20 protein-coding genes are annotated in these 26902 nt (G+C 52.7%); 7 read left to right on the plus strand and 13 right to left on the minus strand.

The features are described 5' to 3' along the window. Window positions 1-4: 4 nt before the first annotated feature. From SK32_RS12040 to SK32_RS12055, 4 genes are all read right to left on the minus strand, one after another. The gene (locus tag SK32_RS12040; RefSeq protein ID WP_048212668.1) at window positions 5-1234 is read right to left on the minus strand and encodes a polysaccharide deacetylase family protein; all 1230 of its coding nucleotides are present in this window, start codon (window positions 1232-1234) and stop codon (window positions 5-7) included. 61 nt (window positions 1235-1295) lie between these two features. Next, window positions 1296-1736: a PTS sugar transporter subunit IIA gene (locus tag SK32_RS12045; RefSeq protein WP_048212669.1), complete on the minus strand. Its 441-nt coding sequence runs from the start codon at window positions 1734-1736 to the stop codon at window positions 1296-1298. 101 nt (window positions 1737-1837) lie between these two features. Next, entirely contained in the window at window positions 1838-2608 is a 771-nt protein-coding gene (locus SK32_RS12050; protein ID WP_003829467.1) for an ABC transporter permease, read from the minus strand. Then, window positions 2605-3531: an ABC transporter ATP-binding protein gene (locus SK32_RS12055; protein WP_048212670.1), complete on the minus strand. Its 927-nt coding sequence runs from the start codon at window positions 3529-3531 to the stop codon at window positions 2605-2607. Before SK32_RS12055 ends, SK32_RS12050 begins: the two co-directional genes overlap by 4 nt. Before the next feature lie 108 nt (window positions 3532-3639). On the opposite strand from SK32_RS12055, the gene can reads away from it, so the two are divergent. Beyond that, the gene (can, locus tag SK32_RS12060; protein WP_008786227.1) at window positions 3640-4302 is read left to right on the plus strand and encodes a carbonate dehydratase; all 663 of its coding nucleotides are present in this window, start codon (window positions 3640-3642) and stop codon (window positions 4300-4302) included. A gap of 93 nt (window positions 4303-4395) precedes the next feature. Here the strand turns inward: can and hpt are convergent, their stop codons facing one another. From hpt to cueO, 3 genes are all read right to left on the minus strand, one after another. After that, window positions 4396-4932 carry a hypoxanthine phosphoribosyltransferase gene (hpt, locus tag SK32_RS12065; protein ID WP_003018658.1) on the minus strand — a complete coding sequence of 179 codons (537 nt, stop codon included), beginning with the start codon at window positions 4930-4932 and terminating at the stop codon, window positions 4396-4398. 278 nt (window positions 4933-5210) lie between these two features. Beyond that, window positions 5211-6866, minus strand: a complete 1656-nt coding sequence (tcp, locus tag SK32_RS12070; protein ID WP_048212671.1) for a methyl-accepting chemotaxis citrate transducer — start codon at window positions 6864-6866, stop codon at window positions 5211-5213. Between the two features lie 154 nt (window positions 6867-7020). After that, complete coding sequence (cueO, locus tag SK32_RS12075; protein ID WP_048212672.1) at window positions 7021-8640, minus strand: multicopper oxidase CueO; 1620 nt, start codon at window positions 8638-8640, stop codon at window positions 7021-7023. 153 nt (window positions 8641-8793) lie between these two features. On the opposite strand from cueO, the gene SK32_RS12080 reads away from it, so the two are divergent. Further along, entirely contained in the window at window positions 8794-9141 is a 348-nt protein-coding gene (locus SK32_RS12080; RefSeq protein WP_003018667.1) for a YacC family pilotin-like protein, read from the plus strand. Window positions 9142-9247: 106 nt separating this feature from the next. Here the strand turns inward: SK32_RS12080 and yacL are convergent, their stop codons facing one another. Next, a complete protein-coding gene (yacL, locus tag SK32_RS12085) occupies window positions 9248-9610 on the minus strand; it encodes a protein YacL (protein ID WP_048212673.1) in 363 nt (120 codons plus the stop codon). 174 nt (window positions 9611-9784) lie between these two features. Continuing rightward, entirely contained in the window at window positions 9785-12382 is a 2598-nt protein-coding gene (gene acnB / locus SK32_RS12090) for a bifunctional aconitate hydratase 2/2-methylisocitrate dehydratase (RefSeq protein ID WP_048212674.1), read from the minus strand. A gap of 404 nt (window positions 12383-12786) precedes the next feature. Here acnB and SK32_RS12095 point away from each other — a divergent pair, with 404 nt between their 5' ends. Together SK32_RS12095 and SK32_RS12100 are read left to right on the plus strand one after the other, a co-directional pair. Next, entirely contained in the window at window positions 12787-14424 is a 1638-nt protein-coding gene (locus SK32_RS12095; RefSeq protein WP_048212675.1) for a DUF3300 domain-containing protein, read from the plus strand. A gap of 9 nt (window positions 14425-14433) precedes the next feature. Continuing rightward, window positions 14434-15228, plus strand: coding sequence for a DUF2950 family protein (locus tag SK32_RS12100; protein ID WP_048212676.1), 795 nt, complete (start codon window positions 14434-14436; stop codon window positions 15226-15228). Window positions 15229-15338: 110 nt separating this feature from the next. Here the strand turns inward: SK32_RS12100 and lpdA are convergent, their stop codons facing one another. From lpdA to pdhR, 4 genes are all read right to left on the minus strand, one after another. Continuing rightward, window positions 15339-16763 (minus strand): dihydrolipoyl dehydrogenase, encoded by a 1425-nt coding sequence (gene lpdA / locus SK32_RS12105; RefSeq protein ID WP_003018686.1) that lies wholly within the window; start codon window positions 16761-16763, stop codon window positions 15339-15341. Window positions 16764-16938: 175 nt separating this feature from the next. Continuing rightward, window positions 16939-18825, minus strand: a complete 1887-nt coding sequence (gene aceF / locus SK32_RS12110; RefSeq protein ID WP_048212677.1) for a pyruvate dehydrogenase complex dihydrolipoyllysine-residue acetyltransferase — start codon at window positions 18823-18825, stop codon at window positions 16939-16941. A gap of 14 nt (window positions 18826-18839) precedes the next feature. After that, the gene (gene aceE, locus SK32_RS12115) at window positions 18840-21503 is read right to left on the minus strand and encodes a pyruvate dehydrogenase (acetyl-transferring), homodimeric type (protein ID WP_040229997.1); all 2664 of its coding nucleotides are present in this window, start codon (window positions 21501-21503) and stop codon (window positions 18840-18842) included. Window positions 21504-21668: 165 nt separating this feature from the next. After that, window positions 21669-22433, minus strand: a complete 765-nt coding sequence (pdhR, locus tag SK32_RS12120; protein WP_003018699.1) for a pyruvate dehydrogenase complex transcriptional repressor PdhR — start codon at window positions 22431-22433, stop codon at window positions 21669-21671. Window positions 22434-22997: 564 nt separating this feature from the next. On the opposite strand from pdhR, the gene aroP reads away from it, so the two are divergent. The 3 genes from aroP (at window position 22998) to SK32_RS12135 (ending at window position 26883) form a co-directional block, all read left to right on the plus strand. Further along, window positions 22998-24371: an aromatic amino acid transporter AroP gene (gene aroP / locus SK32_RS12125; RefSeq protein ID WP_086523581.1), complete on the plus strand. Its 1374-nt coding sequence runs from the start codon at window positions 22998-23000 to the stop codon at window positions 24369-24371. A gap of 155 nt (window positions 24372-24526) precedes the next feature. Then, window positions 24527-25933, plus strand: coding sequence for a glycoside-pentoside-hexuronide (GPH):cation symporter (locus tag SK32_RS12130; protein WP_048212679.1), 1407 nt, complete (start codon window positions 24527-24529; stop codon window positions 25931-25933). Continuing rightward, window positions 25933-26883, plus strand: coding sequence for a glycoside hydrolase family 43 protein (locus SK32_RS12135; protein ID WP_048212680.1), 951 nt, complete (start codon window positions 25933-25935; stop codon window positions 26881-26883). Before SK32_RS12130 ends, SK32_RS12135 begins: the two co-directional genes overlap by 1 nt. The last annotated feature ends 19 nt before the right edge of the window (window positions 26884-26902 follow it).

Raw genomic sequence — 26902 nt, forward strand, 5'->3', positions numbered from 1 at the left:
AGCCTTACCCCTGCGGCTGGTTGCTTATCAGCCGCGACATCGTCTCCAGCGAATCCGTTCTTAAAATATAAAGCCTTTTCAATAAGAACGGATTATCTCCCGGTTTAACCTTCCCTCTCACCGTGGTGACCGCCATGTGGAATCCCGCGTCGCCTGTTGCTTTTACCGCCGTGGCGTTATAACCGCCAAACGGGTACGAAAGATACAGGACGTGAGGGTTAAACTGGGACAATGCCCGGCGCGAACGGGCGAAATCGAACAAAATATTGTGATAGCTGCGACTCAGCAGGATCGGCCGGCGATTCGCATCAACCCGATGTAAAAAATGGGTGTGCGACTGGAAGTCGAACACGTCCCGGATCTCATTCAGTTCAGAGATGCTCATAAACTGCAGCGATTTCGGATCCCACTTCTGCGGGTGCCGCTTGATGCGTGAGGAGATGATAAACGCTGTTGCCTTCATGCCGTGCTGCTTCAGAATCGGATAAGCATAACGACTCACCGACTTGAGACCATCATCAAAAGTCAGCACCACCGCCCGTGCAGGCAGGTTCATTTTATTCTGCACGTAGCCTTCCAGTTGATACATCGTCAACGTGGTGTAACCACGATCCTGGAGCCAGGCCATCTGGTTACTGAACGCACGCACAGAGGTCGTCGTGGAGGTGTGGCGAAAACGGGTATTCTCTTCATCACGCAGAATATGATGGTAGGTCAACACGGGAATACCGTGGTCTTCCTGCGCATCCAGCGCACTGATATAGGCCAGCCTGCCACCAATGCGGATCTGAAACCAGGTCTGATTAAGTCGGTCTTTGAGCTTACTAATGATGGGATAGCGCAGGTTGTCCGCCAGTACGCCAAACGGGGCGCTACCGACATCCGGAGCATTATAAACGGGCGTGTCTTTCCAGGTTACCAGGCTTTGATTGCTGAGCGGCTTGTTGAGGTCGCCTAAACCATCGTCAACCTTCTGCCGGCCCTGAACAGGCTCCAGGTGTCCCTTATCGATAAACCCGGTACCAAAGCCAAAGGGGAATTCATAGTAGTCAGCGGCCATCGGTTCTACTGAGAGGATTTGACCGGCGCGAATATTCCCGACCGTCACCATTTTATTACCGATCTGCGCCCACACGGCAGCCGCTTCGGTCGTTTGCATATAACGAGCAGGCAACGCCGCAGCAACGCTGCCAGAGAACAGGAGCAATAAAACAAGCAGAAGGCGCATAACCATATGAGATAACCGAGGCGAGAAACCCCGGCTATTGTAGCAAAAGCGCCATCAATACCAATGATTAATACTCATACAAATCATGCTTCAACACGAAGGGGGGATTTTTTTGTTGCTGATGCCAGAGACTGGAGACTTCAGGCCCGCCAAGCGCAACGATGCAATCGCGGAACGCAGAACTGCTCATTGATTCCCGCGACGAAATCATTCGCTCAAGTAATGAATAGCTGATACCAGAAATGACTTCACACTGGGGATGTTTATGGCTCATTAACGAAGCCACGCGGTAAGGCGCAGCCCCGGCCATATCGGTCAGGAATATCACGCCCTCGCCTGAGTCTGTGGCATGCAGGGCATGGCACATCATACGGCTTAGCATGTTCGAGCTGAGACCTCGCCAAAAACTCACCGCCTGACACTGGACCAAAGGGCCGTGCTTTTTTTCCAGACGCTGCAGCATATCCTGTGCCTTATCGTCATGACAGGTAATTACCCAACCTAGCATCGCCTACCTCCTTAGCAGGCAAGTAGTTTATCAGGGTGATAAATATGTAAGGGTGATAAACATCAAAAGTTTCCTCTCCCGTTCAGGGAGAGGAAAAGAGGTTAGCTGCGCAGTCCGCGCCCGCGCTGAATCAGATACCAGCACAGTAAATAAAACGCGGCGATAAACACCACCAGCACACCGAAGGTCGTCACCAGCGGCACATCGTGAATGCCGAGGAAACCGTAGCGGAACCCGCTAATCATGTAGACAATCGGGTTCAGGTGCGACAGTCCCTGCCAGAACGGCGGTAACAGCGTTAACGAGTAGAAAACGCCCCCCAGATAGGTCAGCGGCGTTAACACGAAGGTCGGGATCAGACTGATATCGTCAAAGGTTTTGGCGAAAACCGCGTTCAGCAAGCCCGCCAGCGAAAACAGCACCGCCGTCAGCACCAGCGTCAGCGCCACGAAGACCCAGGAGTGCACCTGGAACGGCACGAAGAACAGTGAGATAGCCGTGACCAGAATGCCCACACACAGACCGCGAGCCACGCCACCGCCGACAAAACCGGCGATGATTACGTGCGTCGGTACCGGTGCAACCAACAGTTCTTCAATGTTGCGCTGAAACTTGGCGCTAAAGAACGACGACGCCACATTAGCGTACGAGTTGGTAATCACCGCCATCATGATAAGCCCCGGCACGATAAACTGCATGTAGCTAAAACCGTGCATTTCACCGATCCGTGAGCCAATCAAATTACCAAAGATAATAAAATAGAGCGTCATGGTGATAACGGGCGGCACCAGGGTTTGCACCCAGATACGCATAAAGCGGTGGATCTCTTTCGCCCAGATGCTTTTCAGCGCGACCCAGTAAAGCTGCATCATGCGCGATCTCCTTGTTTTTCATGAACCAGAGAAACAAACAGCTCTTCCAGCCGGTTCGCCTTGTTCCGCATACTCAATACCTGAATACCCTGAGCGCTCAGCTGCGAGAACACGCTGTTCACCCCCTGTTCGCGCAGAACTTCAACTTCCAGCGTGGAGGTATCAACCAGGCGGTATTGATAGCCTTCCAGCTTAGGTAGCGGACTTTTCGCCGCCAGATCGAGAATAAACGTCTCAGATTTGAGCTTAGAGAGCAGATTTTTCATCGAGGTGTTTTCCACCAGCTCGCCGTGCTGAATAATGCCGATATTGCGACACAGCATTTCCGCTTCTTCAAGGTAGTGGGTGGTTAGAATAATCGTCGTACCTTTATCGTTTAAATCCTTTAAAAAGCCCCACATTGAGCGGCGTAATTCAATATCAACACCGGCAGTTGGTTCATCAAGGATGAGTAATTTTGGCTCGTGCATCAGCGCACGGGCAATCATCAGGCGGCGCTTCATCCCGCCGGAAAGCATGCGCGCACGCTCGTTACGTTTTTCCCACAGGTCGAGTTGTTTTAGATAAATTTCACTGCGTTTAACCGCCTCTTTATACTCTACGCCGTAGTAACCGGCCTGGTTGACCACGATCTGCTGCACGGTTTCAAACGGGTTAAAGTTGAACTCCTGCGGCACCAGCCCAAGCTGACGCTTGGCGTTAACCGTGTCTTTATCGAGATCGTAGCCGAACACGCTCACCCGCCCGGAGGTTTTATTCACCAGCGAGCTGATAATACCGATGGTGGTGGACTTCCCCGCGCCATTGGGACCTAGCAGCGCATAGAAATCACCCGCTTCGACTTGCAAATCTATGCCACGCAACGCCTGAACGCCACCGGGATAGGTTTTTTTAAGTTGTTGAAGTTCCAGAGCAATGGTCATGGTTTTTTACTTACCTTACGTTCTGACATTTTATATATAGTTTAAATAATGCCGGAGTTACCCTATATTAGCCCATCGAATTTATCTGGCTTCGGGTTGTACAACTCCATGAAAGACATAGATACACTCATCAGCAACAATGCACTATGGTCAAAGATGCTGATAGAAGAGGATCCCGGATTTTTTGAAACGCTGACGCATGCGCAGAATCCGCGTTTTCTATGGATTGGATGTTCCGATAGCCGCGTTCCCGCTGAACGTTTAACCGGTCTTGAACCGGGTGAACTGTTTGTTCACCGTAATGTTGCTAATCTGGTCATTCACACCGACCTGAACTGTCTCTCAGTGGTTCAGTATGCGGTGGATGTGCTGGAAGTGGAACACATTATTATTTGTGGCCACTATGGTTGCGGCGGCGTCCAGGCGGCTATTGAAAATAAAGAACAGGGGCTGATTGATAACTGGTTGCTGCATATCCGCGATATCTGGTTTAAACACAGCTCACTGCTGGGCGAAATGCCGCAGGAACGTCGCATGGACACCCTGTGCGAACTGAATGTTATGGAGCAGGTCTATAACCTGGGCCACTCAACCATTATGCGTTCAGCCTGGAAACGCGGTCAGAAAGTGACAATTCACGGCTGGGCTTACGGTATTCATGATGGTCTGCTGCGCGATCTGGACGTCACGGCTACCAGCCGCGAAACACTGGAGCAACGCTACCGACAGGGGTTGTCGAACCTCAGCCAGAAGCACAGCAACCATAAGTAAGGTGATATTGCCGGGTGGCGGCTACGCCTTACCCGGCCTACAAATCAGCGCCGCAGGCCTGATAAGCGAAGCGCCATCAGGCGCTCCAGCCCATTACTCGTCCAGCAACACCACTTTGCCAACATACGGCAGATGGCGATAACGTTGTGCATAGTCAATGCCGTAGCCAACAACGAACTCATCTGGAATGGAAAAACCGATAAACTCGACCGGTACGTTCACTTCACGGCGAGAAGGTTTATCCAGCAACGTACAAATCGCCAGAGATTTAGGTTCACGCAGGCTCAGGATTTCACGCACTTTTGACAGCGTGTTGCCGGAGTCGATGATGTCCTCAACAATCAGCACGTCTTTGCCACGAATGTCTTCATCCAGGTCTTTGAGGATTTTAACATCACGCGTGGTGGACATTCCGCTGCCGTAGCTGGAGGCGGTCATGAAATCGACTTCGTGGGAGACATGCACTTCACGGCACAGGTCAGCCATAAACATAAATGAACCGCGTAACAGGCCTACCAGCACCATATCACTGCCGCTGTCCTTGTAACGCTCGTTAATCTGACGTCCCAGTTCGGCAATACGCGCTTTGATCTCCGCTTCCGGGATCATGACTTCTACAGTATGTTTCATAAAAGAAATAACTCACTGATTTTTATCAGTTAACACATCATGCAAATCGAAAGAAAGCACTTACCTTGATACACCGCCAAAGAGACGGTGGCTCGCACTAACCACAAAACTTGCGACAGCATACAAACAATTCAGTGGATGAAGTATACCAGCAAAGAGACCGCATTCCTCTGATAGTTACTCAGAGAGCCTGCGCACGCATTTTAACGCGCTCTGAATACACGAAAGCCGGGCAACGAACCCGGCTTTTAGCGTGAGCAAAATCGGACTTTTTCAGGTCAGAACGTTTCCCAATGTTGATCCTGGGTAGTAGAGACAACGCGATCCTGGCGCGGAGCGTCCTGCAGTGGTTTTCGAGCCCCACTCACCGCCTTCTCGCGGGTAATACGAAATACCGCAACGGCCTGCCGCAACTGCTCGGCCTGTTGCTCCAGAGAGGCCGCCGCCGCCGCAGACTCCTCCACCAGCGCGGCGTTTTGCTGGGTCACGCTGTCCATCTGCGAAACCGCGAGGCTAACCTGTTCAATCCCCCGACTCTGCTCTTCAGAAGCAGACGCAATTTCGCCCATGATATCGGTCACACGGGTCACCGCCGCGACAATTTCTGCCATGGTTTTACCGGCATCCGAAACCTGCTGCGATCCCATGCCTACACAGTGGGTTGAATTATCAATCAGCGCTTTGATCTCTTTTGCTGCCTGGGCACTACGGCTTGCCAGAGTCCGGACTTCACCTGCCACAACCGCAAAACCGCGCCCCTGCTCTCCGGCTCTGGCCGCTTCTACCGCGGCGTTCAGCGCCAGAATGTTGGTCTGGAAGGCAATACTGTCGATAACGTTCGTGATCTGCGCGATTTGCTGCGAGCTGTCCGCTATTTCACTCATCGTATGCACAACGGTATCAACAACACGACCACCGCGAGCGGCAGTATCAGAGGCGTTTTTCGCCAATTGGGTTGCCTGTTTCGCATTGTCCGTATTCTGCTTCACTGTCGCGGTCAACTGCTCCATGCTGGCGGCCGTTTCCTCAAGCGAGGCCGCCTGCTGCTCGGTGCGCGAAGAAAGGTCGTTGTTGCCCGAGGATATTTCAGCGGCCCCGGTATGAATTGACTCCGAGCTATTGCGTACGGCAGTGACTGTCGAAATCAGCGACTGTTGCATCTCTTCCAACCCCATCGCCAGTCGGCCCATTTCGTTGCGACCTTCAACATTGAGCTTATGGGTTAAGTCTCCACCGGTAATGACGCGAATATGCTCCATAATCTGCGCCAGCGGTTTAAGCAGGATGTGTTGCAACCCGCTCCAGATCATGCCCAGAACGATCAGCACAACCAGAACGATGCCTCCCAGTGTCCACTGCATACGGGAAAAACTAAGCTGATTCTCCGCAGCAGCATGCTGCAGCAGCGCATTATTCTCGTTTCGCCAGTGCTCATAGCTCGTTTCCATCTCATCCTGCGCTTTCTGGGCATCAAGATCGCCATAAGCCTGATAGTTATTCGCTCGCAGATACTCAATCGATAATTTCATCACTTCGTGCATCTGGCGATACTGCTTTTCCATTTCACTGGCGATCTGCGGATCTTGCCCTGTCACCTGCGGTAATCCCTGATACTGGGCGAAATAGCCTTCGGCCTTCTTCATTGAATCACTGGCGGTATTGAGCAGCGTGTTGATCGCGGCCAACGAGGCGGGATCGCGCTGATTTTTTAAAAAGCGGATGGCGACGCGCGTCACCGTAACACGGGTTTTAATCAACGTATTGACGCTGTCACTCAGATTTTCTTGCTGAGCGTTGAGGGTGCCTGAGTTCTGGAAATTATGCCTGTCATTGTTTACCGCAGAGTAAAACAGGCTTCCCGTAACGGCCTGCAGTAAACAGAAAATGGCGAGAACCAGCAGAATACCGGTAATAACACGAATATGTTTAATCACGTTTTTTCATCCATTGAACTCACATTGGGTATGTGATGATTATCGGCCCCAAAGGCGATTACTTTATGTTCAATGGCAGAATATGCAGGGGATGTGCCTTACCCAGCCGACAAGAAATATCCTGCAGGCCGGGCAAGCGCAGAGACGTCGTTGTTTAAACCGTAAAACCGAGCATCATGCCGGTGTCTTCGTGCTCCAGCAGATGGCAGTGCGCCATATAGGCATGTTCTTTCGGCGCATCGTGGTCAAACTTCACCAGTACCTCGCTGACGCCGCCCTCTACCCGCACAGTGTCTTTCCATCCCGTACGGTGCGCAGCAGGCGCTTTGCCATTTTCAGACAAAATGCGGAACTGCGTGCCGTGAATGTGGAACGGGTGCAGCATCATGTCGCCCTGACCAGAAATGACCCAGCGTTCATGCTGGCCTTTCGTCGCGGCAAACATCGGTTTATTCATATCAAACGCCAGCCCGTTAATCCGGTTGGCATTATGGAAATCGAATGTGCCATCCTGCTTCATGTTGCCCATGCCGCCATGCTGCATATTCCCCATCTCACCGTGGTTCATATTGTCATGATCCATGTTTCCGTGGCCCATATTGTCGTTATTCATATGGCCCATCATCTGCCCATGATCCATCCCTGCCATGGCCTGCCCGCCGTATTTCTTCATCAGCATTTGCATGCCCATCATGTCGAGCATCGGATCCATAGACAACTGCAGTTTGCGTACCGTCACCCCATCAAGCGACGGCAGCGCCGGCATAGCTGTCAGCGTATCCGGCAGCGTGCCGGAGGCGGTAATCAGCAGCGGCTGAACGCGCATCACCGGATGTGGCTTATCAAATGGCGCGATCGCCATCCCCATCTGACTGACAGGCAATGTGACCAGATCGAAAGCTTTTCCGTCGCTCACATCCACCAATACTTCAAAACGCTCACCCATCAGCATCGGTAGTTCGGTCACTTTTACCGGCTCAGCTAACAATCCACCATCACTGGCAATCACGTACAGGGGACGGTTATCGCTAGCCGCGATATTCAGTGAGCGTGCGTTACAGCCATTCAGCAGACGCAGGCGCAACCAGCCGCGAGGCGCGGCATGTTGTGGGTAAATCGTCCCATTGGTTAGCAGCGTATCGCCAAACCAACCGACGGCGGCGGTCATCATATCCAGCTGATAATTAATTTGTCCGTCAGCGGAAAACTGTTTGTCCTGAATAATCACCGGCACATCGTCGATACCCCACTGCTTCGGTAGCAATAGTTTGCGGATCTCGTCATCTTCAATCAGTACCAACCCAGCCAGGCCCATCGCAACCTGACGTCCGGTTTTCCCGTGTTGATGCGGATGGAACCAACAGGTTGCAGCCCGTTGCGCGGGGGTAAAGGTCACTGAACGCTTCCCGCCCGCCGGAATAACACCTTGCGGCCCGCCATCGACTTCTCCAGGGATTTCCAGCCCATGCCAGTGCAACGTCGTCTCTTCGGCCAGCTGATTATGGATATCCACGCTCACCGCCTGACCTGTATTCAGTTTTACTGCGGGTCCGAGCAGGTTACCGTTATATCCCCAGGTGGTGGCGGTTTTCCCCGCAAACGTCGACTGCCCGGCTTTCACAATCAGCTGTATGCGATTAGAAGCATCCGCAGTTAACAGGTCTGGAATGGGTAACGCAGGACGGTCAGCCGCAAAAGCGGTGCGGCTCCACAAAGGTAAAGCTGACGCGACGCCCAGCGCCACGGAATACTTTAAAAAGTCACGACGTTGCATATTCATTTCCTTATATTCAGCAGCTTAAGCAGGCTATCTTTTAAGCATAAGCCCTCCCCCTACGGGAAGGTCAAGTGAACGGCTGATAATAAAGGTCGTCGCTTCGCTCGCAGTATGCTAACGTTTAATTTCCGTGATGCAGTGGTAGAAGCAATGAAGACGTTTTTCAGAACAGTTTTGTTCGGCAGCCTGATGGCCGTATGCGCAAACAGCTATGCGCTGAGTGAGTCCGAAGCCGAAGATATGGCCGATTTAACGGCAGTTTTTGTTTTTCTGAAAAATGACTGTGGATACCAGAATTTGCCCAACGGGCAGATACGTCGCGCACTGGTCTTTTTTGCTCAACAGAACCAGTGGGACCTCAGTAACTACGACACCTTCAATATGAAAGCACTCGGTGAAGACAGCTATCGCGATCTCAGCGGTATCGGCATCCCTACGGCAAAGAAATGCAAAGCGCTGGCGCGCGACTCCTTAAGCCTGTTGGCTTACGTTAAATAAGGCACCGTGCCCGATGGCGCTACGTTTATCGGGCCTACGAACCGGGAATGACATCGTTGCGCCAGGCCGGGTAAACGCAGCGCCCCCCGGCAGAGCCGAGTGCGAATTAACGCTGTTGCACAAATTCACGATACGCGGCAACCACCTGCAAGAAATCTTCAACGCCGCACAGAGATAAACTCTCTTCGTCGTAGTAATTCATTCCTTCTTCCATTTCATCGCCCGTGAACTCCAGTTGATTGGCGCGAACCATAACCTCTTCGCCATCCAGCCAGAGCGTGTATTCATGCCCTGCTCGCTGCCAGGAACGTTCACTGCCTTTTACCGCACGCGCCGCCTGTTCCACTTCATCAAGTAAGGCCAGGTTATCTTTCACTTCTTCATTAAACCAGTGCCCCACCACTTCGTGGCCCATGGACATACGCACCTTTACCACTCCGGTAATATCGCGCAGAAATTCGTAATCCATAATGTGTTCCTCTGCTCCCGGCAGTGCGCCAATACCGCACTGCACCTTGCTGTAATTATCGCAGCAGCGCGGCAGAAAAAAAGCGTAGCGGGTATAAGGAATAGAAATAAAAATGCCCGAAGAAGCTGACCTCTCCGGGCATTGATGCGTTTTTGCGCAAAATGCGCTAGCGAATTATACCGCCGTCTGGAAAATCACACCTTCCGCTTTCTCAGTGTACTGAGACAGCTGGTCGAAGTTCAGATAACGGTAGGTGTCGACAGCCGTTTTATCTACCTGTGCCACATAGGTCTGATACTCTTCCGGCGTTGGCAGTTTGCCAATCAGTGCCGCGACCGCTGCCAGCTCCGCAGAAGCCAGGTAGACGTTCGCCCCAGTCCCTAAACGGTTCGGGAAGTTACGAGTAGAAGTCGACACCACGGTTGAGTTGTCCGCCACGCGCGCCTGGTTACCCATGCACAATGAACAGCCTGGGATCTCAATACGCGCCCCGCTCTTACCAAAGACGCTGTAATAGCCTTCCTCGGTGAGCTGTGCCGCATCCATACGCGTTGGTGGAGCCACCCACAGACGGGTCGGTAACTGGCCCTTATGCGCATCCAGCAGCTTACCCGCTGCACGGAAGTGACCGATGTTGGTCATGCAGGAACCGATGAACACTTCGTCGATCTTCTCACCCTGCACGTCAGACAGCAGACGCGCGTCGTCCGGATCGTTCGGCGCGCACAGGATCGGCTCTTTGATATCCGCCAGATCGATGTCGATCACTGCCGCGTATTCTGCGTCAGCATCAGCTTCCAGCAACTGCGGATCCGCCAGCCATTTTTCCATGCCCTGCACACGACGTTCCAGCGTACGGCGATCGCCGTAACCTTCGGCGATCATCCATTTCAGCAGAACGATGTTAGAGCTGAGGTATTCAACGATCGGCTCTTTGTTCAGCTTGATGGTACAACCCGCAGCGGAACGCTCAGCGGATGCATCGGTCAGTTCAAATGCTTGCTCAACTTTCAGATCCGGCAGACCTTCAATTTCCAGAATGCGGCCAGAGAAGATGTTTTTCTTGCCTTTCTTCTCAACGGTCAGCAGACCTTGTTTGATCGCATACAGCGGAATGGCGTGAACCAGGTCACGCAGGGTGATACCCGGCTGCATTTTGCCTTTGAAACGCACCAGAACAGATTCCGGCATATCCAGCGGCATCACGCCGGTCGCAGCCGCAAACGCCACCAGACCAGAACCCGCCGGGAAAGAGATACCGATCGGGAAACGGGTATGAGAGTCACCACCGGTACCTACGGTATCCGGCAGCAGCATACGGTTCAACCAGGAGTGGATAACGCCGTCGCCCGGACGCAGCGACACGCCGCCACGGTTCATGATGAAGTCAGGCAGAGTATGGTGGGTGGTCACGTCAACAGGTTTCGGATACGCAGCGGTATGACAGAACGACTGCATCACCAGGTCAGAAGAGAAGCCCAGGCACGCCAGGTCTTTCAGTTCATCGCGGGTCATTGGGCCAGTGGTATCCTGAGAGCCGACGGAAGTCATCTTCGGTTCGCAGTAGGCCCCCGGACGGACGCCGGTTACGCCACATGCGCGGCCAACCATTTTCTGTGCCAGAGAGAAGCCGCGGCTGCTTTCCGCTACATCTTTCGCCTGACGGAATACATCGCTGTGCGGCAGCCCCAGCGCTTCACGCGCTTTGGTGGTCAGGCCACGACCGATAATCAGCGGAATACGGCCACCGGCACGTACTTCGTCAACCAGCACATCGGTTTTCAGTTCGAAGGTAGCCAGCAGTTCGTTGGTTTCGTGGTTACGCACTTCGCCCTTGAACGGGTAAACGTCAATCACGTCGCCCATGTTCAGGTTGCTTACGTCCACTTCAATTGGCAGCGCGCCCGCATCTTCCATAGTGTTGAAGAAAATAGGTGCAATTTTGCCACCCAGACACAAGCCACCACCGCGCTTGTTCGGTACATGAGGAATATCATCACCCATAAACCACAGCACGGAGTTGGTCGCAGATTTACGCGAAGAACCAGTACCGACAACGTCACCCACATAGGCCAGCGGGTAACCTTTTTTCTGCAGTTCTTCGACCTGTTTGATCGGACCTACCACGCCCGGCTGATCCGGTTCGATACCTTCGCGGGCGTTTTTCAGCATCGCCAGCGCGTGCAGCGGGATATCCGGGCGAGACCATGCGTCCGGTGCCGGAGAGAGGTCATCGGTGTTGGTTTCACCGGTCACTTTAAAGACGGTAACGGTGATTTTTTCAGCCAGAGCCGGACGGTTGAGGAACCATTCGGCATCAGCCCAGGACTGCATGACCTGCTTCGCATATTCGTTGCCCGCTTTGGCTTTTTCTTCCACATCGTAGAAGTTATCGAACATCAGCAGCGTTGAAGAGAGCGCTTTGGCGGCAATCGGCGCCAGTTTGGCATCATCCAGCGCGTCGATCAGCGGATGAATGTTGTAACCACCCTGCATGGTGCCCAGCAGTTCAATGGCTTTTTCTGGCGTGATCAGCGGAGAGGTAGTGTCACCTTTAGCGACAGCGGCGAGAAAACCGGCTTTAACGTAAGCGGCTTCATCTACACCAGGGGGAACGCGGTTAATCAACAGGTCTAACAGGAATTCTTCTTCGCCCACAGGCGGGGTCTTCAGCAGCTCGACAAGTGCAGCCATTTGGGTTGCGTCTAAGGGTTTCGGCACAATCCCCTGGGCAGCACGCTCAGCTACGTGCTTACGGTATTCTTCTAGCACGACGATATCTCCTCGCTCTCATTGTCATAATGCGGCGCTTTTGTATATGGGCGATTCTCTTCACGCTCCTGTGAGACAGCAGTTAGTAGGGTAAATGCCCGGTACCGCAAAAGGCACAATAACAGGATTTTCGTTGGGTGTTAATCTGTTTACAAAAAAGCAACATAAAAAATTGGCTGAATCGTTAAGGATGGTCTAACGCTCTTCGTCATGGCAGAAGGGGAATGATAATTTCGCCCGCAATGTTTAGTCACATTATTTAGTTCCCTGGTAATAAACTTGCGTTAACGATCCCAAGATTCGTCAAAAATTAAACTATTGTCTCTTTATACTCACGGAACACTGCACCCACTGGCGGCAGGCATAATGACTATGACGATTCTTAATGAGTCGGGAGAGATAAAATGACGTTGCCCTTTAAGCCCCATATCATTGCTCTGGCGTGCAGTGCAGGGTTATTTGTCGGTGCGGGCGTACTGTATGTAAACAGCCGCACACCAGAAGCCCCCTCTCAGCCTGCCCCGGCAGCAGCGCCTCAACCGCCCGTTGCGGCGGCTCCCGCAGTAGCCCCGGTTGCGCCAACAACGTATACCACAGCTCAACTCGATCAGTGGGTTGCCCCTGTTGCGCTCTACCCTGACCCGTTGCTGTCTCAGGTGCTGATGGCCTCAACATATCCATCGAACGTGGTGCAGGCGGTTCAGTGGTCTCGTGATAATCCGACACTGCAAGGTGACGCCGCCATTCAGGCAGTGTCCGGCCAGTCATGGGACCCCAGCGTGAAGTCGCTGGTGGCATTTCCGCAATTGATGGCCTTGATGGGCGAAAACCCTGACTGGGTACAAAACCTGGGGAATGCGTTTCTGGCACAACCACAGGACGTGATGGATGCCGTACAGCGCCTGCGTTTGCTGGCTCAGCAAACAGGCTCGCTAAAATCCACTCCGCAGCAAACGGTCACGAACACCCAGAAAACAACCGTGATTCAGACGCCGTCATCATCAACGACGAAAGTGACCAGCAGCGCGCCCACCTCGACGGTTATCAAAATTGAGCCGACCGATCCACAGGTGGTATATGTGCCGAACTACAATCCAACCGTTGTTTACGGCAGTTGGCCTAATACCGCCTACCCCCCTGTCTATCTGCCGCCCCCTCCGGGCGAGCAGTTTGCCGATAGCTTCGTCAAAGGTTTCGGCTATAGCCTGGGCGTTGCGACGACGTATGCACTGTTCAGTAACATCGACTGGGATGACGACGACCATCACCATGATGATGACTATCATGACCATGACGGCCCTCACGGCGGTAATGGCTACCAGCACAACGGAGATAACATCAATATTGATGTTAACAATTTCAACCATATATCCGGACAAAACCTTAAAGGGCAAAACATTGCCTGGCAGCATAACCCTGCGTACCGTAACGGCGTGCCTTACCAGAACGACGCGGTCGCACAACGTTTTCATCAGACCAACGTTAGCGGGGGATTAAGCGCCACTCAACATACACCGACCACCACTGCCACACGAGACAGCCAGCGTCAGGCCGCAATGACGCAGTTCCAACAGCGTAGCCAGACCTCCCCGGCAAACTTGTCGGGTCAGACATCGCGGGATGCTCAACGCAAAGCAGCCTCTTCACAGCTAAATCAAATTGCCCAGCGCAATAACTATCGTGGCTATGACGAAACACAAAACAACAGCCGTCGTGAAGCAGCACAGAAAACGCTGAATAAATCCACTACGCAACAGCAGCACCGCTCTGAACTGAAGTCAAAAGCTCAGCAGCATCCGGTTTCACAGCAGCAAAGGGAAACCGCTCGCCAACGCGTTGAATCATCCAACTCGCAACAACGTCTGGCCTCCCGTCAGAATACGCATTCAAACGTCTTCAGCGGGAATGACAGTCGCTCACCGTCGTGGCAGTCCCAGCAACTGCGTGGGCAGGAAAGCCGTCGCGCGGGCAACCTCAACAGCGGGCAGCGCGCTGCGGCACGTAAAAATTTTTCTGAGCACCACGAATTTCGCCGTCGTTAACCGGAGCCGATGATGAAAAAAATTATGTTAAGCGCCCTGTTGCTCTCCTTGCCGCTGGTGAGCTATGCGCAACAGGCGTTCACCTCCCCCGAAGACGCGGCCAGTGCATTTGCCGCTGCGGTGGCGCAGCAAAATGAAAAGCAGCTCACGGCGCTACTGGGTGAAAACTGGCGACATTTTTTGCCACCAGAAGGGGCCGATCCGGAAGCAGTGGCACGCTTTAATCGCGACTGGAAGGTGAGCCATCACATTGTGCTGCAGGGCAATATGGCGCATCTCAACGTAGGGCAAGATGACTGGCAGTTACCCATACCGATGGTGAAAACCAGCAAAGGTTGGGCGTTCGATATGACCGAAGCCCAGGAGGAGATCCTCACTCGAACGATCGGTCGCAACGAGCTTTCAGCCATCGAAGCGCTGCACGCCTACGTTGACGCGCAGCAAAGCTATTACGCGCTGAACAAATCGTATGCGCAAAAAATTGTCAGTAGCGAAGGTAAAAAAGATGGGCTTTACTGGCCCGTCACACCAGGCGAAGCGCCAAGCCCTCTGGGACCCGCCTTCAGCCCACAAGAACCCGGCACGGGTTATCACGGTTATCGTTTCCGCATACTGCCGGACAAAGCCAGTGGTTTCGCCATGATTGCATGGCCGATTAGCTACGGTCACACCGGAGTGATGAGCTTTATGATTAGCGGCGATGACAATGTTTATCAGGCCAACCTTGGCGAAGCATCACAACAGAAAGCACAGGCGATGACTGAGTACAGCCCTGAAAAAACCTGGCATCCCGTAGCGCCCTGAACAGCCAACGCATTGGTTGTCTCGTCATTAAGAGACTGCCGGGAAAATTGCGGTGAATCTTAAGGCAAAAAAAACGCCTCCGAAGAGGCGTTTTCACAAAAGCGGGAAGATTACTTCTTCTTCGCTTTCGGGTTTGGCAGGTCGGTGATGCTACCTTCGAACACTTCTGCCGCCAGGCCCACAGATTCGTGCAGAGTCGGGTGCGCGTGGATGGTCAGCGCGATGTCTTCAGCGTCACAACCCATTTCGATCGCCAGACCGATTTCGCCCAGCAGCTCGCCGCCGTTGGTACCGACAATCGCACCACCGATAACACGGTGAGATTCTTTGTCGAAAATCAGTTTGGTCATACCGTCTGCGCAGTCGGAAGCGATAGCACGGCCAGAAGCAGCCCACGGGAAGGTGGCGGTTTCGTAGCTAATGCCTTTTTCTTTCGCTTCTTTCTCGGTCAGACCAACCCATGCCACTTCTGGTTCAGTGTACGCGATGGATGGGATAACTTTCGGATCGAAGTAGTGTTTCTTACCGGCGATAACTTCAGCGGCAACGTGACCTTCGTGAACACCTTTGTGCGCCAGCATCGGCTGACCGACGATATCGCCGATAGCAAAGATGTGCGGCACGTTGGTGCGCAGCTGTTTGTCAACGCGGATGAAGCCACGGTCGTCAACTTCCACGCCAGCTTTGCCCGCGTCGAGGTTTTTACCGTTCGGTACACGACCGATAGCTACCAGCACGGCATCGTAACGCTGAGCTTCAGCAGGCGCTTTTTTGCCTTCCATGGAAACGTAGATACCGTCTTCTTTCGCTTCAACGGCGGTCACTTTGGTTTCCAGCATCAGGTTGAATTTCTTGCTGATGCGCTTGGTGAAGACTTTAACCACGTCTTTATCGGCAGCCGGGATAACCTGGTCGAACATTTCAACCACGTCGATCTCTGAACCCAGCGCATGGTACACGGTACCCATTTCCAGACCGATGATACCGCCGCCCATAACCAGCAGGCGCTTAGGAACAGTTTTCAGTTCCAGTGCATCGGTGGAATCCCACACGCGCGGATCTTCATGCGGAATAAACGGCAGTTCGATCGGACGGGAACCCGCCGCGATGATTGCGTTGTCGAAGTTGATCACGGTTTTGCCGTTTTCGCCTTCAACTTCCAGGGTGTTCGCCCCGGTAAATTTACCCAGACCGTTAACCACTTTCACTTTACGGCCTTTGGCCATACCAGCCAGACCGCCGGTCAGTTGAGTGATAACTTTTTCTTTCCAGGTACGAATCTTGTCGATATCGGTTTTCGGCTCGCCAAAAACGATACCGTGTTCAGCCAGCGCTTTGGCTTCTTCGATAACTTTTGCTACGTGCAGCAGCGCTTTAGAAGGGATACAGCCGACGTTCAGACAAACACCACCAAGGGTGCTGTAACGTTCTACGATGACGGTCTCCAGACCTAAATCTGCGCAACGGAAGGCAGCAGAGTAACCTGCAGGGCCTGCCCCAAGTACCACGACCTGAGTTTTGATTTCAGTGCTCATCATGACCTCTTAATTTATACCCGTCGTCCACCGGGTCGTTCTATCCGCCCGTATTTTACAAAATTGTTAACAATTTTGAAACAACAAACGGCAACCGATTTGTCTTTCGCACAATAACCTCACTGACTTCATGAGATTACCAGAAAAAAGCCGGCCGTCGGGCCGGCTTTTTCGCTTACATCACCAGGCGGCGAATGTCAGACAGCATGTTGTTGATGATGGTGATAAAGCGCGCACCATCAGCACCGTCAATTACACGGTGGTCGAAGGAGAGCGAAATCGGCATCATCAGACGCGGCATAAACTCTTTACCGTTCCACACTGGCTCCATAGAGGACTTGGAGACACCGAGGATAGCCACTTCCGGCGCGTTAACAATCGGCGCGAAGTGGGTAGTACCCAGGCCGCCGATGCTGGAGATGGTGAAGCAACCGCCCTGCATTTCGCCAGCAGTCAGCTTGCCATCACGCGCTTTCTTGGAGATCACGGTCAGTTCACGAGACAGCTCGGTAATACTCTTCTTGTTCACGTCTTTGAAGACCGGAACAACCAGACCATTCGGCGTATCTACCGCTACACCGATGTTGATGTATTTCTTCAGGGTCAGGCGCTGACCGTCTTCAGACAGGGAGCTGTTGAAGCGCGGCATCTGTTCCAGTGCTGCGGCAACGGCTTTCATGATGAAGACTACTGGGGTGAATTTCACGTCCAGTTTACGTTTTTCAGCTTCGGCGTTCTGCTGTTTACGGAACGCTTCCAGATCGGTGATATCGGTCTTATCGAAGTGAGTAACGTGCGGGATCATCACCCAGTTACGGCTCAGGTTAGCACCCGAGATTTTCTGGATACGGCCCAGTTCCACTTCTTCGATTTCACCAAACTTGCTGAAGTCCACTTTCGGCCATGGCAGCATGCCCGGGATACCGCCGCCTGCTGCTGCAGCCGGAGCCGCTTCAGCACGCTTGATAGCATCTTTCACGTAAGCCTGAACGTCTTCACGCAGGATACGACCTTTACGGCCAGACCCTTTCACTTTCGCCAGGTTCACACCGAATTCGCGCGCCAGGCGACGAATCAGCGGCGTAGCGTGGACGTAAGCGTCGTTCTCAGCAAATTCAGATTTGCCTTCCGCTTTCGCGGCCGGAGCAGGCGCTGCGGCTTGTGCAGGTGCAGCGGCCGGAGCCGGAGCAGCGGCTTGTGCAGGGGCAGCAGCCGGTGCTGCGCCTTCTACTTCGAAGACCATAATCAGAGAACCGGTTTTAACTTTGTCGCCGGTGCTGATTTTGATTTCTTTCACGGTACCCGCGAACGGTGCCGGAACTTCCATAGAGGCTTTGTCGCCTTCTACGGTGATCAGTGACTGCTCAGCGGCAATTTTATCGCCCACTTTCACCATCACTTCTGTGACTTCAACTTCGTCACCGCCGATGTCCGGTACGTTAACTTCTTTCGAACCAGAAGCAGCCGGAGCCGCTGCTGCCGGAGCGGCAGCCTGAGCCGGAGCAGCAGCAGGCGCTGCGCCCGCCACTTCGAAGACCATAATCAGGGAGCCGGTAGACACTTTATCGCCGGTGTTGATTTTGATCTCTTTCACCACGCCCGCGAACGGCGCTGGAACTTCCATGGAAGCCTTGTCGCCTTCTACGGTGATCAGAGACTGTTCAGCCGCAACGGTGTCGCCCACTTTAACCATGATCTCGGTAACTTCAACTTCGTCGCCGCCGATGTCCGGTACGTGTACGTCTTTCGCTGCCGCAGCAGCAGGTGCTGCTGCCGGAGCCGCTTCTTTCTTCTCTTCTGCCGGAGCAGGTGCAGCTGCTGCTGCACCGTCGGCGGAATCGAAAATCATGATCAGTTTGCCGGTCTCAGTTTTGTCGCCAACAGAGACTTTGATCTCTTTAACGATACCAGCCTGAGGAGACGGAACTTCCATAGAGGCTTTGTCGCCTTCTACGGTGATCAGCGACTGTTCAGCTTCAACTTTGTCGCCCACTTTGACCAGGATCTCGGTGATTTCAACTTCATCAGCCCCGATGTCCGGTACATTGATTTCGATAGCCATTATTCTTTTACCTCTTACGCCAGACGCGGGTTAACTTTATCTGCATCGATGTTGAATTTGATGATTGCGTCAGCAACCACTTTCTTATCGATTTCGCCACGTTTAGCCAGTTCGCCCAGGGCCGCTACAACCACATAGGAAGCATCAACTTCGAAGTGGTGACGCAGATTTTCACGGCTGTCAGAGCGACCGAAGCCGTCAGTACCCAGTACGCGATAGTCATCAGCCGGTACATAAGTACGAACCTGTTCGGCAAACAGTTTCATATAGTCAGTAGATGCCACTGCCGGCGCATCGTTCATCACCTGAGCGATGTACGGAACGCGCGGCGTTTCCATCGGGTGCAGCATGTTCCAGCGCTCACAATCCTGGCCATCACGTGCCAGTTCAGTGAAGGAAGTGACGCTATACACGTCAGAGCCTACGCCGTAGTCGTTCGCCAGGATCTGTGCTGCTTCACGGACGTGACGCAGGATAGAACCGGAGCCCAGCAGCTGAACTTTACCTTTCTTACCTTCGAGGGTTTCGAGTTTGTAGATACCTTTACGGATACCTTCCTCGGCACCTGCTGGCATTGCCGGCATGTGGTAGTTTTCGTTCAGCGTGGTGATGTAGTAGTAAACGTTCTCTTGTTTCTCACCGTACATACGCTCCAGACCATCGTGCATGATGACCGCAACTTCGTACGCGTAAGACGGATCGTAAGAGATACAGTTCGGGATAGTCAGAGACTGAATATGGCTGTGACCATCTTCGTGCTGCAGACCTTCGCCGTTAAGCGTCGTACGACCGGAAGTACCACCGATCAGGAAGCCGCGAGCCTGTTGGTCGCCAGCCTGCCAGCACAGGTCACCGATACGCTGGAACCCGAACATGGAGTAGTAAATGTAGAACGGGATCATCGGCAGATCGTTGGTGCTGTAAGAGGTCGCAGCAGCCAGCCAGGATGCGCCAGCACCCAGCTCGTTGATACCTTCCTGCAGGATCTGACCTTTCTCGTCTTCTTTATAGTAAGCAACCTGCTCACGGTCCTGCGGGGTGTACTGCTGACCGTTCGGGCTGTAGATACCGATCTGACGGAACAGACCTTCCATACCGAAAGTACGCGCTTCGTCAGCGATGATCGGCACCAGACGATCTTTGATCGACTTGTTCTTCAGCATCACGTTCAGGGCACGAACGAAAGCGATAGTGGTGGAGATTTCTTTGTTCTGCTCTTCCAGCAGCGCACCGAAGTCTTCCAGAGCCGGCAGTTCCAGCTTCTCGGTGAAGTTCGGCTGACGAGCAGGCAGGTAGCCGTGCAGTTTCTGACGCTGAGCGTGCAGATAGGTGTGCTCTTCAGAACCTTCCGGGAAGGTGATGTAAGACAGGTTTTCAACCTGCTCATCGGTCACAGGAACGTTGAAACGGTCGCGGATGTAACGTACGCCGTCCATGTTCATTTTCTTAACCTGGTGAGCGATGTTTTTACCTTCGGCGGTGTCACCCATGCCGTAACCTTTGATGGTATGGGCGAGGATTACAGTTGCTTTGCCTTTGGTTTCCTGCGCTTTTTTCAGTGCAGCGTAGACTTTCTTCGGATCGTGACCACCGCGGTTCAGAGCCCAAATCTGCTCGTCAGTCCAGTCAGCAACCAGCGCTGCGGTTTCCGGGTATTTACCGAAGAAGTGCTCACGTACGTATGCGCCGTCTTTGGATTTGAAGGTCTGGTAGTCGCCATCAACGGTTTCGTTCATCAGTTGGATCAGTTTACCGCTGGTGTCTTTACGCAGCAGCTCATCCCAACGACCGCCCCACATGACTTTGATAACATTCCAGCCAGCACCTGCGAAGATGCCTTCCAGTTCGTTAACAATCTTGCCGTTACCGGTGACCGGGCCGTCAAGACGCTGCAGGTTACAGTTGATAACAAAGACCAGGTTGTCCAGTTTTTCACGGGTGGCGATGGTGATCGCACCTTTAGATTCTGGCTCGTCCATCTCACCGTCGCCCAGGAAGGCGTAAACGGTTTGTTTAGAGGTATCTTTCAGGCCACGGTGTTCCAGATACTTCAGGAATTTAGCCTGGTAGATAGCACCGATTGGGCCCAGACCCATAGATACGGTCGGGAACTGCCAGAATTCAGGCATCAGTTTCGGGTGCGGGTAGGAAGACAGGCCTTTGCCATGTACTTCCTGACGGAAGTTGTTCATCTGCTCTTCAGTCAGACGACCTTCCAGGAATGCGCGAGCGTAGATGCCCGGAGAGATGTGGCCCTGGAAGTAAATCAGGTCGCCGCCATCCTGCTCATTGCGTGCACGGAAGAAGTGGTTGAAACAAACGTCATATACCGTTGCGGAGGACTGGAAGGATGCCATGTGGCCACCCAGCTCGAGGTCCTTTTTAGACGCACGCAGTACGGTCATGATGGCGTTCCAGCGGATAGCAGAACGAATACGACGTTCCAGCTCCAGATTGCCCGGGTATTCCGGTTCATCTTCAACGGCAATAGTGTTTACATAATTGCTGGCCCCTGCACCTGCCGCTACTTTCACGCCGCCTTTGCGGGCTTCTGAAAGCAGTTGGTCGATCAGATACTGAGCACGCTCAACACCTTCTTCACGGATGACCGATTCGATCGCCTGTAGCCAGTCGCGAGTTTCGATCGGATCCACGTCATTTGGGAAACGTTCTGACATGGGGGTATTCCTTATCTATCTAATACGTTGAGTTATCTGGAACCTGTCCCATTGTGTTCTCGCTCGCGAGAGCACAATAAGACAGGTTCTGCGTTTAGTTGCCGCGCACTTTATATGGCGCTTGATTTACAACATCTTCTGGTTAACGTTCTGCCAGAAAAATCACTAATTCTTTCGTTGCTCCAGACGGCGTAAGGCGCGTTCACGACGGCTTTCCTCACGGCTTCTGTCCAGCAGGATCTCTTCGATAAAGGCCAGGTGACGGTGCGACGCTTCACGCGCCTCCTCCGGCTTCCCGGCGATAATTGCTTCAAAGATACGGGTACGGTGACTGCTTACCAGCGGCAGCATCTCGCGACGCGCATACAGCAATTCGAAGTTTTGCCGAACGTTCTGGGCCAGCATCGGCTCCATACACCTTAGCAAATGGAGCAGCACCACATTATGTGCCGCTTCGGTGACAGCAATTTGATACTGCAGTACCGCATCAGATTCGCCGTCAAGATCGCCGGACTGTTGAGCCAGCTCGATCGCATGGTGGAGTTCACGGATTCGCGTTTTGTCTTCATCCGTGCTGCGCAGTGCAGCGTAATAGGCAGCAATACCTTCCAGCGCATGGCGCGTCTCAAGCAGGTCAAACTGGGATTCAGGATGGTCGGAGAGCAGCTCTACCAGTGGGTCGCTAAAGCTTTGCCACAGGCTGCTCTGAACAAAAGTGCCACCACCCTGACGACGAAGCAGTAACCCCTTCGCTTCAAGGCGTTGGATCGCCTCGCGTAAGGAGGGGCGGGAGACGTCGAACTGTTTTGCCAGCTCGCGTTCCGGTGGGAGTTTTTCTCCGGGGCGAAGTGTCCCCTCAAGAATTAAAAACTCCAGCTGCTGCTCAATCACATCGGAGAGTTTTGGTTGGCGGATTTTGCTGTAGGCCATGATTTCCTGTCTTAAGCCATTTGCCCGGAGTCAATTGGTCTTACCAATTTCATGTTCTTGACGCTAAAGTAACAAAGTATTCACCTTCTGTCCATACAGGTTTTGATTGAAATCAGTAAAGGAGGCATATTTTAACAACATTACAGAAATAACGTTTCAAACATGTAACTATGCACAAATGTTAAATTTACCCATCCCGAGGTAGTTTTAACCGAATTGAAACGAAAAAATATATTATCTGAACCGATTCACCTGCTTATTTATCGATTTATCAATCACTATTTTCGAATAAAAATTCAAATTGGAAATTTTGTGGTAGATAAACTCGCGCTTACAAATGGTTTCTTTTTATTCAACTCGTCTCTCACGCCGCATAAAGCAGGTGCATTCGCGCTCGCATAACATTATTCTGATCAAGACAAAAGTCTTTAGGCAACATTTCATAATTCATTGCTGTAAATAAATTAATACAACAAACGGAATTGCAAACTTACACACGCGTCACTGCGTGGTTCAAAATATAAGTACTCGAAAGATGAAGAGTAAAACCACACACGAGGTTTCATGATGGAAAGTCAACAGCATGGCGATCAGCTAAAGCGCGGCCTTAAAAACCGCCATATACAGCTTATCGCGCTGGGTGGCGCGATTGGTACCGGGTTATTCCTCGGGAGCGCATCCGTTATTCAGTCTGCAGGGCCGGGTATTATTCTGGGTTACGCTATTGCCGGCTTTATCGCCTTTTTAATTATGCGTCAGCTAGGTGAAATGGTGGTTGAAGAGCCGGTAGCAGGCTCCTTTAGCCACTTTGCTTATAAATACTGGGGCAGTTTCGCAGGTTTCGCCTCTGGCTGGAACTACTGGGTGCTGTACGTTTTGGTTGCCATGGCTGAGCTGACGGCCGTGGGTAAATACATTCAGTTCTGGTACCCGGAGATCCCAACCTGGGCCTCTGCGGCCGCCTTCTTCGTGATTATTAACGCCATTAACCTGACCAATGTGAAAGTGTTCGGTGAGATGGAGTTCTGGTTTGCCATTATTAAAGTCATTGCCGTAGTCGCGATGATCATCTTCGGCGGCTGGCTGCTATTCAGCGGCAACGGCGGGCCGCAGGCCAGCGTCAGTAACCTGTGGGACCAGGGTGGCTTCCTGCCGCACGGCTTCACCGGTTTGGTAATGATGATGGCAATTATTATGTTCTCTTTCGGTGGGCTGGAGCTGGTCGGGATCACCGCAGCAGAAGCCGATAACCCGGAGCAAAGCATTCCTAAAGCCACCAACCAGGTCATTTACCGTATCCTGATTTTCTATGTGGGTTCGCTGGCTGTACTGCTTTCCCTGATGCCATGGACGCGTGTTACGGCTGATACCAGCCCGTTTGTCCTTATTTTCCACGAACTGGGCGACACCTTTGTTGCCAATGCGCTGAACATAGTGGTGCTGACCGCTGCCCTTTCTGTCTATAACAGCTGTGTCTACTGTAACAGCCGTATGCTGTTCGGCCTGGCTCAACAGGGCAACGCGCCAAAAGCGCTGATGAACGTCGACAAACGCGGCGTACCGGTGAACACCATTCTGGTTTCCGCGCTGGTTACGGCTCTATGTGTGCTGATCAACTATCTGGCGCCAGAATCCGCCTTTGGCCTGCTGATGGCGCTGGTGGTTTCCGCCCTGGTGATCAACTGGGCAATGATCAGCCTGGCGCACATGAAGTTCCGCAAAGCAAAACAGCAGCAGGGGGTTACCACCCGCTTCCCGGCACTGCTCTATCCGCTGGGTAACTGGGTGTGCCTGATTTTCATGGCTGCAGTACTGGTGATTATGCTGATGACGCCGGGCATGGCGATCTCTGTGTACCTGATCCCGGTATGGATTGCCATTCTTGGCATTGGCTATCTGTGCAAACAGAAAACAGCCGGTGCCGTGAAAGCGCATTAATCCTTCCCCCCACCTGCACCAGGTGGGGGTTGTTACCTGCCTCACACTTTCCCACAGATGACTGTTTAGTCCATATCAGCGGCGCTATCCTGCAACGCAAAAACACCAACACCAGACAATAATTCTCTCCATATCACATTAATGGAGTGCGCTTGATGGAAACCAGAAAGCTGTCGGTTAAAGAAAAGATCGGCTATGGAATGGGCGATGCCGGATGCAACATCATATTCGGCGCTATCATGCTGTTTGTTAACTATTTTTACACAGATATTTTTGGTCTTGCGCCTGCACTTGTCGGCGTATTGCTGCTTTCTGTACGCGTTATTGATGCCGTTACTGACCCTATCATGGGTGCAATGGCCGATCGTACCCGCAGTAAATATGGTCGGTTTCGTCCATGGCTTCTGTGGATGGCTTTCCCCTACGCATTATTCAGCGTATTGATGTTTACCACTCCGGAGTGGACGTATAACAGCAAAGTTATCTATGCGTTTGTCACCTACTTCCTGCTCTCTATTACCTATACAGCAATTAACATTCCCTACTGTTCACTCGGTAGCGTCATCACCAACGATCCGAAAGAACGCGTCGCCTGCCAGTCGTATCGCTTCGTGCTGGTCGGGATTGCAACTCTGCTACTCTCACTCACGCTACTGCCAATGGCAGACTGGTTTGGCGGGGAAGATAAAGCCAAAGGCTATCAGATGGCGATGGCCGTGCTGGCTTTCATTGGTATGTGCATGTTCCTGTTTTGTTTCGCGACCGTGCGCGAACGTGTACGCCCTGCGGTACCCACGAACGACGATTTGAAAGCCGATCTGAAAGACGTGTGGAAGAACGATCAGTGGGTGAAAATCCTGCTATTAACCTTGTGCAACGTCTGTCCGGGCTTTATTCGTATGGCCGCCACCATGTACTACGTCACCTGGGTTATGCAGCAAAGCACACAGTTCGCTACGTTGTTTATCAGCCTTGGCGTTGTCGGCATGATGATCGGCAGTATGCTCGCGAAGGTATTAACCGATCGCTGGTGCAAACTGAAAGTCTTCTTCTGGACCAACATCATCCTGGCGATTTTCTCCGCCGCATTTTACTTCTTCGATCCGAAAGCCACCATGATGATTATGGTGCTCTACTTCCTGCTCAACATCCTGCATCAGATCCCATCCCCGCTGCACTGGTCGCTGATGGCGGATGTCGATGACTACGGCGAGTGGAAAACCGGTAAACGCATCACCGGGATCAGCTTCTCCGGCAACCTGTTCTTCCTGAAACTGGGGCTGGCGATTGCCGGCGCGATGGTGGGCTTCCTGCTTTCCTGGTACGGCTACGATGCAGGCGCTAAAGCGCAAAGCGACTCCGCGATTAACGGCATTATGCTGTTGTTCACTATTATTCCGGGCGTAGGCTACCTGATTACTGCAGGCGTGGTTCGCCTGCTGAAAGTTGACCGCGAGTTCATGCAGCAAATCCAGACAGATTTAGAAAAGCGCCGCGCCAATTACCGTGAACTGAATGAATACCACGAGATAAAAACAACTGAAACCGTAAGGAAAGCCTGATGAATCAGTGGCCTAACCCCTTTATTGAACAACGTGCCGACCCGTTTATTTTACGTGACGGTAGCCACTACTATTTCATTGCTTCAGTGCCCGAATACGATCGCCTGGAGATCCGCCGGGCTGACTCTCTGGGGGAATTACGCACCGCGGAACCCGTTGTTGTCTGGCACAAACCGGACAGCGGCCCTATGAGCCAACTCATCTGGGCGCCTGAAATCCATCATCTGGCAGGTAAGTGGTACATCTACTTTGCGGCCACGCACACTCAGGCGCTCGATACGTTGGGTATGTTCCAGCATCGCATGTTTGCGTTGGAGTGCGCAGATGCCGATCCGCTAAGTGGTAAGTGGGTTGAAAAGGGGCAAATAAAAACCCAGTTTGATACCTTCGCGCTTGATGCCACAACCTTTAACCATCAGGGAAAACAGTGGTATCTGTGGGCGCAGAAATCGCCCGATATCGCCGGGAACTCCAATATCTACCTCGCTGAGCTGGAAAATCCATGGACGATTAAAGGCGAGCCAGTGATGCTCAGCCATCCAGAATATGACTGGGAATGCCGGGGTTTTTGGGTCAACGAAGGTCCGGCCGTCATGGTTCACGGCGACAAGCTGTTCATCAGCTATTCCGCCAGCGCCACCGATGAGAATTACTGTATGGGATTATTGTGGATTGACCTCAACGCCGATCCACTCAACCCGCAGAACTGGCACAAATCACCGCGCCCGGTCTTTACCACCAGCTACGAAAACCGCCAGTTCGGCCCAGGACACAACAGCTTTACGCAAACGCCGGAAGGTGAAGATGTGCTGGTGTACCACGCGAGAAATTACACCGAAATCGAAGGCGATCCGCTGTACGACCCAAACCGCCACACTCGTCTGAAACTCGTGCGTTGGGACGAAAACGGCATGCCAGATTTTGGCGTGCCGCCTGCTGATACGAACTAAGCCGTTGCACTGTCCGGTA

This window comes from Citrobacter sp. MGH100 (assembly GCF_001034465.1).
In the GTDB taxonomy this organism is placed as follows: domain Bacteria; phylum Pseudomonadota; class Gammaproteobacteria; order Enterobacterales; family Enterobacteriaceae; genus Citrobacter; species Citrobacter youngae.

What these genes read in the sequence shown, in the direction of transcription:
- SK32_RS12040 (WP_048212668.1), bottom strand. Translation starts at nt 1,234, where the DNA reads ATGGTTATGCGCCTTCTGCTTGTTTTATTGCTCCTGTTCTCTGGCAGC.
- SK32_RS12045 (WP_048212669.1), bottom strand. Translation starts at nt 1,736, where the DNA reads ATGCTAGGTTGGGTAATTACCTGTCATGACGATAAGGCACAGGATATG.
- SK32_RS12050 (WP_003829467.1), bottom strand. Translation starts at nt 2,608, where the DNA reads ATGATGCAGCTTTACTGGGTCGCGCTGAAAAGCATCTGGGCGAAAGAG.
- SK32_RS12055 (WP_048212670.1), bottom strand. Translation starts at nt 3,531, where the DNA reads ATGACCATTGCTCTGGAACTTCAACAACTTAAAAAAACCTATCCCGGT.
- can (WP_008786227.1), top strand. Translation starts at nt 3,640, where the DNA reads ATGAAAGACATAGATACACTCATCAGCAACAATGCACTATGGTCAAAG.
- hpt (WP_003018658.1), bottom strand. Translation starts at nt 4,932, where the DNA reads ATGAAACATACTGTAGAAGTCATGATCCCGGAAGCGGAGATCAAAGCG.
- cueO (WP_048212672.1), bottom strand. Translation starts at nt 8,640, where the DNA reads ATGCAACGTCGTGACTTTTTAAAGTATTCCGTGGCGCTGGGCGTCGCG.
- SK32_RS12080 (WP_003018667.1), top strand. Translation starts at nt 8,794, where the DNA reads ATGAAGACGTTTTTCAGAACAGTTTTGTTCGGCAGCCTGATGGCCGTA.
- yacL (WP_048212673.1), bottom strand. Translation starts at nt 9,610, where the DNA reads ATGGATTACGAATTTCTGCGCGATATTACCGGAGTGGTAAAGGTGCGT.
- SK32_RS12095 (WP_048212675.1), top strand. Translation starts at nt 12,787, where the DNA reads ATGACGTTGCCCTTTAAGCCCCATATCATTGCTCTGGCGTGCAGTGCA.
- SK32_RS12100 (WP_048212676.1), top strand. Translation starts at nt 14,434, where the DNA reads ATGATGAAAAAAATTATGTTAAGCGCCCTGTTGCTCTCCTTGCCGCTG.
- lpdA (WP_003018686.1), bottom strand. Translation starts at nt 16,763, where the DNA reads ATGAGCACTGAAATCAAAACTCAGGTCGTGGTACTTGGGGCAGGCCCT.
- aceF (WP_048212677.1), bottom strand. Translation starts at nt 18,825, where the DNA reads ATGGCTATCGAAATCAATGTACCGGACATCGGGGCTGATGAAGTTGAA.
- aceE (WP_040229997.1), bottom strand. Translation starts at nt 21,503, where the DNA reads ATGTCAGAACGTTTCCCAAATGACGTGGATCCGATCGAAACTCGCGAC.
- pdhR (WP_003018699.1), bottom strand. Translation starts at nt 22,433, where the DNA reads ATGGCCTACAGCAAAATCCGCCAACCAAAACTCTCCGATGTGATTGAG.
- aroP (WP_086523581.1), top strand. Translation starts at nt 22,998, where the DNA reads ATGATGGAAAGTCAACAGCATGGCGATCAGCTAAAGCGCGGCCTTAAA.
- SK32_RS12130 (WP_048212679.1), top strand. Translation starts at nt 24,527, where the DNA reads ATGGAAACCAGAAAGCTGTCGGTTAAAGAAAAGATCGGCTATGGAATG.
- SK32_RS12135 (WP_048212680.1), top strand. Translation starts at nt 25,933, where the DNA reads ATGAATCAGTGGCCTAACCCCTTTATTGAACAACGTGCCGACCCGTTT.